Genomic DNA, 11,849 nt, shown 5'->3' with positions numbered 1-11,849 from the left:
GGGCGAGGCGTCGGCGCGGGCCGCCGCCGGGTATTCGTCGGACGGTCGCCGCGCGGTGCGGGCTTATCCGGTAAACCAACCGTCGACGAGGGGGTTGCGGAATTTGCCTGCGGGGTCGAGTCGGCCGCGCAGCGCGGCGAACCGGGCCCAGTGCGGGTAGCGCTCGCCGGGGTCGGCCAGCTCGAACACCTTGCCCCAGTGCGCCCGCGGCCGCCACGGGCTCAGCGCCGCCTCGACCTTGCGGAGCACGGCGCGCACGGCCGCGTCGTCCGGGTGCCAGGTGAAGTGGAACGCGACGCTCGGCCGGTCGTGCACCGGGCTGAGCCACTGGGTGTCGGCCGCGATCGTGCGGACCTCGGAGGTCAGCAGCACGGGCCGGACCTCCGCGGCCAGGTCGTTGAGCGCCCGCAGCGCGTCGGCCGCGTGCTCGCGGGCCACGAAGTACTCCGACTGCAGCTCACGGCCGACGCTGGGGGTGAAGTCGGCGCGGAAGTGCGGCAGCCGTTCGTGCCAGGGACCGGGCACGCCGAGCTGGGTGGTGCAGTGCGGGGTGGGCTGGCCGGGCACGGGGTGCACCGGCTCGGTGGCGGCCCTGGCTCCGGTCCAGGCCAGGTCGTGCCTGGTGTCGGTGGTGCGGTGCTTGGCGAACACGTGGGCCACGCCCTGCCAGGTGGTGAAGGCGCTGACGCTGTAGGCGCTGGAGAAGACGGCGTCCACGTTCTCGACCAGGGTGTCGAAGGGCATGTCCTGGTAGACGCGCTGCTCGACGTCGAAGGTCGGGACGACGTCCAGCTCGACCGCCACCACCACGCCGAGCGAGCCCAGCGACACCACGGCGCCGTCGAAGTCGGCGTCCCCCCTGCTCAGGGTGATGAGTTCGCCGTCGGCGGCGACCAGGTCGAGCGAGCGGACCAGGCCGGCGAGCGACGGGATGTCGTTGCCCGAGCCGTGGGTGGCGGTGGCGCACGCGCCGATGATCGTGATGTGCGGCAGCGACGGCATGGCGGGCAGCGCGAGGCCGGCGGCGTGGAGCCGCTCGGCCAGCCGCGCCAACCGCGTGCCGGCGCCCACCCGGACCGCGCCGTCGCGCACCTCGAACACCTCGGGCATCCGGTCCAGGCTGATCAGCGTGCCGGTGGTGTCGGCGATCGTGCTGAACGAGTGACCCGCGCCGACCACGCGCGCCGACTCGGCGGACCTGACCGCGTCCCGAACCTCCTCGACCGAGGTCGGGTGTGCGGTCCGCGTGGCGGAGAAGGTGAAGTTGCCTGCCCAGTTGGTGCTCACCGGCCAGATTCTGCCCCATGGCGGGCGCCGTCCGGCCCGGGCGAGGTGTGCTCGTCGTGGCACCGGGCGGAACGGATCGCCGGCCGTTCCCGTCCCACGCCCGGAGGTGCCGGGATGTCGCGCTACTTGGCGTTGGTGGGTGCGTTGTGCGTCGGGTGCGGTCCGTTCCTGTCGGGCGGGGTGCCCCGGCCGGAGGTGGACGCCACCGTGATCGCGCTGGCGGTGGGGCTGGTGCTCGCGGCGGCGTTGGCGGTCGGTGGCGGGCGTCGGACACGGGTGTTCGCGGCGGTGTCGGGCACGGGGCTCGCGGTCGCGGTGTGGTGGCTCCTGGTGTCGGACGTGGTGACCGGTCTGACCGGTGACGACCTGCCCGTGATGGCGGTGGGGGCGCTCGCCGTCGCGGTGGGTGCGGTCGGCTTGGCGGTCCGCTCGGGGGACGACCCGCGACCGACCGGTTCGGCGCAGCCCGTGTCGTCGGCCGGACAGCGGTGGCGGGTCCGGCCGGTCGGTGTGGTGGGGGTGGTCGTGGTGGTGGTCGCGGCCGTCTTCGCACCGGTGGCGGCCGACGCGGTGGTCGTCCGGTCCGAGCCGCGCGACGCCCGCGACTTCGCGCCGGAGCCGGTGGCCGAACGGCCCGGCGGCCGGCAGTGGGCGTGGCAGCCGCCGGCCGACGTGGTAGACGTCGTGCCCGCGTTGCACGGGGTCGCGGTGGCGATGCGCGACGGCTCGGTGGTGGCGTTGAACGGCTCCGACGGGCGGGTGGAGTGGCGGTACGCGCGGCCCGGGGCGGTGGTCGGCAAGCTGGTGGCGTCGATGGACCGGCGGACGGTGGCGGTGTCGTTCGGATCGCTGCGCGACACCAGGGCGCAGTCGGTGGTCGTGCTGGACGCGGACACCGGCTCGCCGCGCTTCGAGGTGGTGGTGCGGTCCGTGCTGATCCAGGCCGACCAGCTCATGCCGGGCTCGCGGACGTTGACGACGCGCGACCACGAACTCGTCACCGGCTACGACATCGTCACCGGCGAACCGCGGTGGCGGTGGTCGCCGCCCGCCGGGTGCACGTCGTTGTTCGGGCAGGTGGTGTGGGGTCGCACGACGGTGCTCGTGCCGGTGGAGTGCGCGGACACGTTGGGCGTCACGGCGCTGGACGAGGAGACCGGTCGGGAACGGTGGCGGCACGAGGTGCCGCGCGGCGACTCGGGCGGAGAGCGGCAGGACATCCGGTTGCGCGCCACGCCGGACGGTTCGAGCGTGCTCTTCCAGACCTTCGGCGCGCAGGACACACCCGACGCGGTGCCGTACGGCCTGCTGGACGCCGAGACCGGCCGGGTGCTGGTCAGGCCGGAACGACCGTGGACGATCCGCACCGACGCGGGCGTCGTGCCGTTGGCGGAGGAGCAGGAAGGGGGTCGGAGCACCGAGATCCACGCGCTCGACCCGGCCACCGGCGCCACCACGCAGCTCTCGGTCGAAGCCTGCCCGCAACGCTCGGCCGACCTCACCACCAGGACCGACTACGTGCGCGCGTGCGAGGACAACGGCCGCGAGCTGACCGTCGTGACGCAACCACTCGACGGCTCACCACCCACCTCGACCCCGGTCCGCCTGGACGGCTCCGGCTCGCGCACCACCCGCGCCCTCCGCCTCGTGGCCGCACCCGGCGCCATCGTGATCGCCCGCACGGCCTCCGGTGGCACCCCGGCACCGGTGGTCGGTTTGCGGAGCTGAGGGCCACGAGTCCGGCGGCGTACCTGCCGCCCGGCCGCGCGTGCCGAACTCCGGGAAGTGCCCGGTGAAGCGGCCGCGCCACGGCGGTCGACGATCCCGGCTCCTCACCACGGCGCGGTCGGGCCACTCGTTGCGTCGAGGCTGTTGTGGTGCAGCAATCGGCGCCCCAACGGCGTGAGCGTGTGCAGCACAGCCGGTCCGTGCCGGTTGGTGGCGATGAGGTCGGCGGCACGCAGGACGGCCGCGTGGCGGCTGGCGGCGGCGGGTGAGATGCCCAGGACCCGAGCCAGTTCCGTGGTGCCGGCGCCATCCCCGATGCTGTCGAGCAGGTTCGCGCGGTTGTGACCGAGCAGGTTGCGGAGGGCGGACCGGCGGTGGCCCGCGGTCGCGTGCGGCCACCGGTGCTCGGCGGCGATCGGGTAGATCAGGACCGGGGGCAGTTCCGGGTCCGCCAGGCTCACCGGCGAGTCCTCGCAGAAGAACGACGGGACCAGGCGCAGGCCACGTCCGCGCAGGTGCAGGTCTTGCGACACGTCGTAGCGGACCAGCAGGACCGGTGGTTCCCACCGCATCAGCGGGCGCAGGCCGTTCAGCATGCCCTCCACGCCACCCGAGGTCAGGTCGCGGACCCGCTGGGCCAGGTCGGCGTCGACAGCGGCTTTGACGATGTCGTCATAGGGGCTTATCGCGGCGCTGTGGTAGTCGCGCAGTCGCGTGACCACGTGTCCGAGGGCCGTGGCGCTGTCGGTGATCAGGGGGCGCAGCCTCGACGGCGCCGTCGGGCGCCCGCGGGTGGCCAGGAGGTCGAGTTCGCGGACCAGGCGTCGGCGAGGAGTGCTCATGATCGCTTCAAGACCCTCGTCGAGCCCGGAGCGCCCTGCGTCGGGGGTGAGGAAGTCGGGGAAGTACGGGCCGATGGGCGCCAGGCCGCCCAGCAGTCGAACGGCCGGGCCGATGTGGCTGTGCCACCTCGGATCGCGGCGGACATGTCCCGCCCAGTGGCGCGCGAAGGCCGGTTGGTGCTTCGAGTGGAGCTTGAAGTTGCTCAACAGGATTTCCCAGAACGCGTCGGCGCCCGCGGCGATGGTGGTCCGGGCGATGTCCTCGGCGGTGAAGTGGATGCGCAGCATCACAGCCCCCCAGGCTGTCTCGAACGGTACCGGCGGACCGGGCGTCGTGCCCTTCAAGACCTCCACCGACGGCGGTGGATACCGGATCCGCGGTGGCCCTCACCGGACACGTCGAGGGGAATGCGCTGACCACGGCTATTGCGCTGGAGGTCAACGGCCTGGTTCCGAGCGGAAGGGCTCACGGATGATTTCGACCGTCGTCGACGAGCCGTGAGGGGCACGGTGGAACGACGACGAGGGGGAACAGCGATGTTGAGAAAGATCCAACTCGTGGTGACCGCGGTCGCCCTCGGTGTGCTGACGGCCGTGGCACCGGCCGCCGCCACGAGCGACGAGAGTCTGCTCGGGAGGCAGGCGACCTCGACCGCGGAACTGCAGGCACAGGTCGACCTGCAACTGGAGGTGGCGCCGGGCGGCACTCAGATCTCGGCGAACGAGGTCAGCTACGACGGCGGGCGGTTCGTCGTCACGTTCGCCGAGCCCGGGGTGCGTGCCCTGGGCTCACCGGACTGCCCCAGCGGGTGGTTCTGCTTCTACGAGTACACCGGGTTCGGGTACCCCCGGGGCAAGCTGAGCGACACCGGGTGGCAGGACCTCGGGGCGTACGGCTGGCACGACCGGACCGCTTCGGTGCACAACAACACCGGCACGGCGGTCGACTTCGACAACCACACCGTCGGCGGGCACGAGAACGACGTGTACCTGTTCTGCGTGGGCGCCCGGTCGTCGGACTCGGACGTGTCGCCGCACCGGGATCGAGCGGACCACGTGTACCGCTACTCCAGTTTGACCACCTGCTGAGCGACCCGCAGGTCGGGGTGCCAGGGGTCGTCCTTCGGGCCGACCACTGGCACCCGTCGGGTCGGAACCCGCCCGACACCACCGCGCGGACCGACGAGGTGTCCGCGGTGGACGCCAGGGCCGCTGTCCGACGCGAGATCGTGGGCGCCAGGGCGCCGCGGTCAGCGTCGAGGTGATGCGGGCCGGCGCCCGTGCACGGAGTAGACGACCGGCGAGGTGGCCAGGAACCGCTCGTCGGCGAGCAGCTCGCGCACGGCGGCGAGTTGTCCGTCGCTCATGCCCGCCCCGATCAGCTTGTCCCGCAACATGTGCGTGGTGTGCGCGAGCAGCCGCACGCCCGGCGACCCGGCCCGCCACGTGTGCACGACCACGCGCGGGTCCACGTCGACCAGCCCGGCCTCGGCCATGGCACCGGCCGCCTTGCGACCCCACGCGCCGTCCACGCCGTAGGCGTCGAACACGCTGTCCCTGACCGCCAGGAACGTCTCGTACAGCGCCGCGGCCTCCCGGTCGGGCGCGCGCAGCACCGGGCTGTAGGAGTTGTCGAACTCGTCCACCTGCAACCACCCGCCCGGTTTCAGGGCGGAGACGAGCTTGCGCAGCACGGCGTCGCGCTCCGGCAGGTGCCGCAGCACCAGCCGCACGTGCACCAGGTCGAACGCGGCGTCAGGCAGCGGGTCGCACACGATGTCGTGCCGCAGCACGGTGAGCCGGGGCGCGGGCGGCACCTGTTCGGGCTGCACGTCGGTGGCCAGCACCCCGGCGCACCGCGCGGCCAGCCAGTGCGCCACGCTGCCGCCGCCCGCGCCGACGTCCAGGCACCGCCAGCCCGACCGGATCCCGGTCTGCGCCAGCCGGGACAGGGTCACCGGGTCGTAGGCGGCGGCCAGGCAGCGGTGCTGCTCGGCCACGTGCGCCCGGTCGAACACATAGGTGGTCACGTCCACCGCCCGGTGCCGCGGGTCTCGGCACGGCCGGCCAGCCGGGTGAGCAGGTCGAGCCGGCGCGCCGGGCCGGCGGGCGCCACCCGGTCGCCGCGCCGGTCGCCCAGCTCGCACCGCCGGCCCGCCGCCTCGCGGACCAGCCCGGCCGGCTGCGGCACCGATTCCAGGGGTTCGCGCCCGCGCGGGCGCTTGCCGTTCTCCCCCACTTCCACAATGTGCCGTCGCGTTATCGGCCACAATTCCGGGAAAATCGCCGATTGCGTCAAGAATGGCACGGTCAGCGCACTCACCTCCGCGGTCACCGCTTCCGGATCCGAGCGTATGGCAGGTCACGGGGCCGGCGTCGGGGCACCGGGCAGTTCACTCTTCCTGGTCAACTCGCCCACGCCGAGTTGACAGGCCTTCGCGCTTGGGACAGCGTCGGGGCCATCAATTGAGAGCGGACATCGCTCATTCCCGATGCCTTCGAGACCGGACGAGACAAGACGGGGCTCACTAGTGCGCACACTCGTCGTGGGACTGGGCCGAGCCGGTGCGGACGTGCACCTGCCGGTGCTGGCCAGGGCGCGGACCTCGCTGCGGCAGCTGTTCGACGACCGACCGATCGTGGCGTGCGACCCGCGGCGGCTGCCGGTGGAGCGCCCGGGACTGGCCATGGTCGGCAGCCTCGCCGAGGCCGCCACCCTGCTCGACCCGGGCGACACGGTGGCGCACCTGTGCACACCGCCGTCCCTGCGCGCCGAGGTGCTGGCCGAGCTGGCCGAACGCGGCTTCCGCAACGTGATCGCGGAGAAGCCGCTGGCCGCCGACACCGACGACCTGGCCCGGGTGATCCGGCTGCGCCGCAAGCACGGCCTGCGGATCGCCGTGGTCGAGCCGTGGTTGACCAGCACGCTCACCGGGCGGCTCACCGAGCTGCTGCGCGGCGGCACGCTCGGCGAGCCGAAGTCGATCTCGATCGTGCAGAACAAACCGCGCTTCCGCCGGTCGATGACCGGGCCGAACCACCTGACCGCGTTCGACGTGGAGCTGCCGCACGGCGTCGGCCTGGCGCTGCGGCTCGCGGGCAGCGCGCGGGTCACCCACGCGGCCGGGCACGACCTGACCGTGGGTGACGTGGTGGTGCCCCGGATGGGCGGCGCGCGGATCGGCCTGCGGCACAACAGCGGGGTGCGCACCGAGATCAGCTCGGACCTCACCTCGCCCGTGCGGGAACGCCGCATCACCGTGGAGTTCGAGCGGGGCAGCGCGGTCGGCCACTACGCGGTCAGCGACGACGACGACCACTCGCAGCTCACCGTCACGGTCAACGGGCGGCGGGAGCACGAGGTGCTGCGCGACGACTCGCTCACCGAGTGGATGATCCGCGCCTACCGGCTGTTCCACGCGGCGGGCGACCAGCACTCGCGCGGGTTCGCGTTCGCCACCGACGTGGTGCAGCTACTGTCGGTGGCCAAGAACATCTGCGCCGAGCCCGTGGTGCCGGCCGCGCGTGGTGAGGCGCCCGGCCCGGTGGCCGCACATGTCCGCTGAGCCGGAGCCGGTCGAGGCCGGTCGCGCGACGGCCGGGCTGGTGCGGTGATCGGGGAGGACCGCGACCTGCTGCTGCGGCTGCTCGACCTGCCGACCGCGGGCCCGTTGGAGACCACCGACGACGTGCGCCTGTGGGACGCCGTGCACCTGTACTCGGAGGCCGCCGAGGGCTTCGGGATGCGCACGGTGCACCTGGGTCCGGCGCGGGCGGCCGACGTGCTGCGGCACGACGTGCCGGCGGTGGTGCGGGAGGCGATCGCCGCGGACCCGTGCTTCCTGGAGTGCCAGCCGAGCCTGGTGCTGCGGGTCGGCCAGTCCGGGCCGGTGGTGATGTTCAACGTGCACCTGGACACCGTCGCGCCGTTCGAACCGGCCGGGTTCGACGGCGTCCGGTTCCACGGTCGCGGCGCGATCGACGCCAAGGGACCCTCGGTGGCACTGCTGGCCGGTGTCCGCGCCGCGATGACCGACCCGGCGGTGGGGCGGGACGTGAGCGTGCTGATCCAGGCGGTGTCCGGTGCGGAGGGCGGCGCGATGGGTGTGTTCGGCACCCGTCCGCTGGTGGAGGCCGGCTACCACGGCAGCCTCAACCTGTTCTGCGAGCCGACCAGCCTGCGCTACCTGCCCCGTTCGACGGCCGCGATGACCGCGTCCGTGCAGGTCCGCGGCGAGGACGCGGTCGACGACCACCCCGCCCCGCCACCACAGGACGTGCCGCTGCTGGACGGCGTCGTGCCGCGATGGCCCGCGCACGAGCCCGCGTTCACCTGCGACGCGATCTGGCCGGCCGACGTGCCGGGCGCGCACACCGCCATCCTCGGCCCCGGGTCGCTGGAGGACGACAACGCCCACGCACCCGGCGAGCACGCCGACGTCGCCGACCTCGACCGGTTCGCGGACGTGGTGCGGGACATCGTCGTGCGGTTCGCCCGGACCGGGGGAACGGCCTGAGCGCTCCAGCCGCACTCGGTTCTCAGGGGATGACCACGGCCGTTCCGCCCACGTCCTGACCGTAGGCGGTCCACGCGGCCCAGGTGTGCCGGTAGCTGCCGTTCCAGGCGAATCGCCTGGCGTTCAGGCCGCCGTCGGCCGCCGGAATCCGGTAGTCGTTGCCGATGAACAGGTTGTCGCCCTCGGCGGTGAAGGTCCCGCCCCAGTACGGCGGTCGGTCCGCCCGCTGGTCGCTGACCACGCCGGCCAGGCCGAGGCCGAAGTCGTTGGCGCACCTGGTGAGGTCGACGGTGTTGTCGGCCACGCGGAGGTGTTGCAGGTGGAGTTCGCGCCCCCGCCGTTCCTGGCCGCCGATGGCGTTGTGGTTGCGGCTCACGACGTTGTTCGAGACCACCACCCGGACCGACGAGTTGATGTCGATGCCGGCGCCGTCGGGCAGACCGGCCACCGCCTGGGGTCCTCGGCGGCCGAGCAGGTCGCAGCCGTTGTCGGTGACCGTGTTGCCGGAGATCCGGCCGCTGCTGCTGATCTCGAAGCGCACCCCGTCGGCGGAGTTGCGGACGATGCTCGAATTCTGGAACCGCAACGAGTCCACCACTGCCGGATCACCGGCCTGGCCGTCGGCCCACAGGCCGATGCCGAAGTTGTCGTGCACGTTGGCGCGGTCGACCACGCCGGTCGCTCCGTTGGTGACCTTGATGCCACCGGACTCCCAGTCGCTGACCCAGTACAGCGCCTGGGCGTTGTTGTGGTCGATCTCGACGTCGGTGATGGTGAAGTCGCGACCGCGGTTGACGCCGCCGCCGAGCTGACCGTTGTAGGACGACCGACCCGCCGTGAACGACGCGTCGTTGCCGCTCACCTTGAACCCGAGCGCGTGGTTGTAGCTGGTCTCCACGCTGAACACCGTCCACCGGTGGCCGAGTTCGAGCGCGCCGAGCTGGCTCGGTGACGCGAAGTGCCGCACCCCGAGATCGCGGATCACCACGTCGGTCGCGCCGCCGACGGTGTTCGCCGCCGGGGTGCGGCTGATCTGCATGGTGGCCCCGACCGGGTTGTCGCGCACGTAGACGCGGTTGGCCGCGTAGTCGGCGTAGAAGCCGCCGGGTCCCAGCTGCTCCAGGCCGGCGACCCGGAGCAGTTGGGTGCTGTTGCGGAACACGTCCTCGAACTTGTGGCAGAGGTTGGTCGAGAGGTTCTCGCACTGGCCGTTGCGGTCCTCGTACGACGGCGGCAGGAACCCGCTGGCGTACCAGTTCGCGCCGGAGGCCACCCAGCCGGTCATCGCCCGCGCGCCGGAGAGCATGGTGCCCAGCGTGGGCGACGGGCCCGCACCCCACAGCGTGTCGCCGGTCTTGAGCGTCAACGGCGCGGGCAGTCGGTAGAGGCCGGCGGCGAGGCAGTACGTCGTTCCGGCCGGGTTCGCGTTCACCGCACTCTGGATGTCGGCGCCGAGTGGGACGCCCACTCCCGAACAGGTCGCCGCCGCCGGCGGGGCGGCCTGGCTCGTGGTGCTCCCGAGGAGCATGCCGGCGGCGAGCGCCACGACCGTGGTCATGCCGCGATAGCGCATGTGTTTCATGATCCCTCTCAGGACGTGGGGTGTGGTTCCTACCTGATGTGGACGTAGAACGCGTCACCGTCGAGCAGGTGCTCGGTCCGCAGGAACGCCTGGTAGATCTCGCCCGCCTTCTTGTTGTGGGATCGGCTGATCGCTGCCGCGGCGAAGTTCCACATCGTGTTCTCGTCGACCAGCGCCGCGTTCTCGTAGGTGGTGGCGAACGGGTACTCGTCGCACTCCCGAGGCGTGCCGGGGACCGAGGTGGCGTAATTGACCCCCCAGTACTTGCGGCAGACGGTCTGGGTCTTGCGGCGTGAGCCGCGGATCTTGTTGTTCGGGTCGTGGTCGCCGAAGAACCGGTGCAGCGGAGCGCCGTCTTCCTCACGGCCGGGAGCTTTCTTGCCGTTCACGTTGGGCCTGGTGAGGACGATGTCGAGCTGGGCTGCGCGGATGAGAGGAAGTCGAACCGGAAGTTGCCCCGACCGACCTCGACCTCCACGCCGTCCTTGATCACCCGGTAGGAGTAGGTGTATCGGTCGCCCCAACACGCCTCACGCGTGCCGCGCGCCACCACGACGGACTCCACGAACCGGCCGTAGAACGCCGCGCAGTGCTTGGCGCACAGCGCGGTATGCCCACCGGCCACCTTGGGCGTGTTGCCGAAGCCGCAGTTGCCCAGGTCGATGCGCTCGGGCGAGTACCCGAGCCGGAAGTCGTCACCCGCCACCAGGCCGTGCCGCTCCAGGATCGGCCGCACCACCTCGTCGGTGGTGCCGGGGAAGCTGGTCGACTCCAACACCGCCAGGGTGCCCGGCCGCAGGTGGTCGGACACGGCACGTGCGGCGGCACGCACCGCGCCCAGGTCGGGTCGGGCCGGGTCGATGTCGTACCCGGCCACCGCCATGCCCGCCGCCTCCAGCGGCAGTGCTACGTGGCCCACCCCGACCACGACCAGGTCGAAGGACACCCGCGACCTCTCCACCACACCGCTGTCAGGACAACGTCGGCAACACGTCCGCGGCCACCGTGTCGAGGATCGCCTCATCACCCGCGAACGGACCCTCCGCCCGCGGCCACGGTGCCAGTACGTCCGTGAAACCCAACTCGCCCGCACGCCCCAAGAAGTCGCGATAGCACTCGACGCTCGACAACGAGAACACCGGCGCCGCATCGGTCTGCAGGAACCGCCGCACCCCCGCCGGGTCACGCGAACCGGCGGCCAGCGCCTCGTCGAACCGGGCCGACAGCTCGGCCAACGACGTCCACCACGCCTCCAGCGAGTCGCGCGCCGTACCCAGGGTCACCCACCCCTGACCGTGCTCGGCCGCCAAGGCCAACGCCTTGGGCCCGTTCGCGGCGAGCACGAACGGCACCCGCGGGCGCTGCACGCAACCCGGCGCGTTCCGCGCACCCACGGCCGAGTAGTACTCCCCCGCGTAGTCGACCCGGTCCCTGGTCAACAAGGCGTCCAACAACTCCACGAACTCCGCGTACCGGCGCGACGGGCTCGCCACCCTGGTGGTGCCGCCGAACACCTCCACGTCGTAGCCGCCCACCCCACCCGCCCCGACACCCACCGTGAGCCTGCCGTCCGACAGGTCGTCCAGCCCCAGCACGTCCCTCGCGAACGGCACCGGGTGGCGGAAGTTCGGCGACGCCACCATGAAACCCAGCTCGATCCGCGACGTCACCAGCGCCGCCGCGCCCAACGTCGGCACCGAGCCGAACCAGGTGGCGTCCACCAGCGGGCCCCAACCCACGTGGTCGAACGTCCACGCGTGCGCGAACCCGTACGCCTCCGCCGCCTGCCACCTCGGCTTCGCCTCGGCCCAGCGGTACTCCGGCAGGATCGTGATCCCAGCCCTCATGTCGCCCCCTCATCGCACAAGCACTGTGTTCATCCGAACAGAATGC

12 protein-coding genes are annotated in these 11,849 nt (G+C 72.3%); 4 read left to right on the top strand and 8 right to left on the bottom strand.

Annotated elements, in window-relative coordinates; genetic code table 11:
• Positions 1 to 63 precede the first annotated feature (63 nt).
• Positions 64 to 1,287, bottom strand: coding sequence for an FAD-binding protein (locus tag ACYVLT_RS00455; RefSeq protein WP_461118031.1), 1,224 nt, complete (start codon positions 1,285 to 1,287; stop codon positions 64 to 66).
• Positions 1,288 to 1,401: 114 nt separating this feature from the next.
• Between ACYVLT_RS00455 and ACYVLT_RS00450 the strand changes: the two genes are divergently transcribed.
• The gene (locus tag ACYVLT_RS00450; RefSeq protein WP_461118030.1) at positions 1,402 to 3,015 is read left to right on the top strand and encodes an outer membrane protein assembly factor BamB family protein; all 1,614 of its coding nucleotides are present in this window, start codon (positions 1,402 to 1,404) and stop codon (positions 3,013 to 3,015) included.
• A 104-nt stretch (positions 3,016 to 3,119) separates the two neighbouring features.
• On the opposite strand, the gene ACYVLT_RS00445 is transcribed toward ACYVLT_RS00450, so the two are convergent.
• On the bottom strand, positions 3,120 to 4,145 hold the full coding sequence (locus tag ACYVLT_RS00445) for an ArsR/SmtB family transcription factor (RefSeq protein WP_461118029.1): 1,026 nt from the start codon (positions 4,143 to 4,145) through the stop codon (positions 3,120 to 3,122).
• A 249-nt stretch (positions 4,146 to 4,394) separates the two neighbouring features.
• On the opposite strand from ACYVLT_RS00445, the gene ACYVLT_RS00440 reads away from it, so the two are divergent.
• Entirely contained in the window at positions 4,395 to 4,946 is a 552-nt protein-coding gene (locus ACYVLT_RS00440) for a peptidase inhibitor family I36 protein (protein WP_461118028.1), read from the top strand.
• Positions 4,947 to 5,107: 161 nt separating this feature from the next.
• On the opposite strand, the gene ACYVLT_RS00435 is transcribed toward ACYVLT_RS00440, so the two are convergent.
• Both ACYVLT_RS00435 and ACYVLT_RS00430 read right to left on the bottom strand, forming a co-directional pair.
• A complete protein-coding gene (locus tag ACYVLT_RS00435) occupies positions 5,108 to 5,887 on the bottom strand; it encodes a class I SAM-dependent methyltransferase (RefSeq protein ID WP_461118027.1) in 780 nt (259 codons plus the stop codon).
• Positions 5,884 to 6,096 carry a hypothetical protein gene (locus tag ACYVLT_RS00430; protein ID WP_461118026.1) on the bottom strand — a complete coding sequence of 71 codons (213 nt, stop codon included), beginning with the start codon at positions 6,094 to 6,096 and terminating at the stop codon, positions 5,884 to 5,886. The genes ACYVLT_RS00435 and ACYVLT_RS00430 overlap by 4 nt, the downstream gene beginning before the upstream one ends.
• 307 nt (positions 6,097 to 6,403) lie before the next feature.
• On the opposite strand from ACYVLT_RS00430, the gene ACYVLT_RS00425 reads away from it, so the two are divergent.
• A complete protein-coding gene (locus ACYVLT_RS00425; protein WP_461118025.1) occupies positions 6,404 to 7,423 on the top strand; it encodes a Gfo/Idh/MocA family protein in 1,020 nt (339 codons plus the stop codon).
• A gap of 45 nt (positions 7,424 to 7,468) precedes the next feature.
• On the top strand, positions 7,469 to 8,374 hold the full coding sequence (locus tag ACYVLT_RS00420) for a M20/M25/M40 family metallo-hydrolase (protein WP_461118024.1): 906 nt from the start codon (positions 7,469 to 7,471) through the stop codon (positions 8,372 to 8,374).
• A gap of 22 nt (positions 8,375 to 8,396) precedes the next feature.
• On the opposite strand, the gene ACYVLT_RS00415 is transcribed toward ACYVLT_RS00420, so the two are convergent.
• From ACYVLT_RS00415 to ACYVLT_RS00400, 4 genes are read right to left on the bottom strand one after another with little or no spacing between them, the layout of a single operon-like run.
• On the bottom strand, positions 8,397 to 9,947 hold the full coding sequence (locus tag ACYVLT_RS00415) for a right-handed parallel beta-helix repeat-containing protein (RefSeq protein ID WP_461118023.1): 1,551 nt from the start codon (positions 9,945 to 9,947) through the stop codon (positions 8,397 to 8,399).
• Between the two features lie 38 nt (positions 9,948 to 9,985).
• Complete coding sequence (locus tag ACYVLT_RS00410; protein ID WP_461118022.1) at positions 9,986 to 10,345, bottom strand: NucA/NucB deoxyribonuclease domain-containing protein; 360 nt, start codon at positions 10,343 to 10,345, stop codon at positions 9,986 to 9,988.
• Positions 10,342 to 10,902 carry a hypothetical protein gene (locus tag ACYVLT_RS00405; RefSeq protein WP_461118021.1) on the bottom strand — a complete coding sequence of 187 codons (561 nt, stop codon included), beginning with the start codon at positions 10,900 to 10,902 and terminating at the stop codon, positions 10,342 to 10,344. The genes ACYVLT_RS00410 and ACYVLT_RS00405 overlap by 4 nt, the downstream gene beginning before the upstream one ends.
• Before the next feature lie 25 nt (positions 10,903 to 10,927).
• Complete coding sequence (locus ACYVLT_RS00400; RefSeq protein WP_461118020.1) at positions 10,928 to 11,803, bottom strand: LLM class flavin-dependent oxidoreductase; 876 nt, start codon at positions 11,801 to 11,803, stop codon at positions 10,928 to 10,930.
• Between the last annotated feature and the right edge of the window lie 46 nt (positions 11,804 to 11,849).

It is taken from the genome of Saccharothrix stipae (genome assembly GCF_054781895.1).
This window is presented reverse-complemented; position numbering and strand designations above follow the sequence as displayed.

Coding starts and splice junctions, on each gene's coding strand:
- ACYVLT_RS00450 (WP_461118030.1), top strand. CDS start 1,402: ATGTCGCGCTACTTGGCGTTGGTGGGTGCGTTGTGCGTCGGGTGCGGT.
- ACYVLT_RS00445 (WP_461118029.1), bottom strand. CDS start 4,145: ATGCTGCGCATCCACTTCACCGCCGAGGACATCGCCCGGACCACCATC.
- ACYVLT_RS00440 (WP_461118028.1), top strand. CDS start 4,395: ATGTTGAGAAAGATCCAACTCGTGGTGACCGCGGTCGCCCTCGGTGTG.
- ACYVLT_RS00415 (WP_461118023.1), bottom strand. CDS start 9,947: ATGCGCTATCGCGGCATGACCACGGTCGTGGCGCTCGCCGCCGGCATG.
- ACYVLT_RS00400 (WP_461118020.1), bottom strand. CDS start 11,803: ATGAGGGCTGGGATCACGATCCTGCCGGAGTACCGCTGGGCCGAGGCG.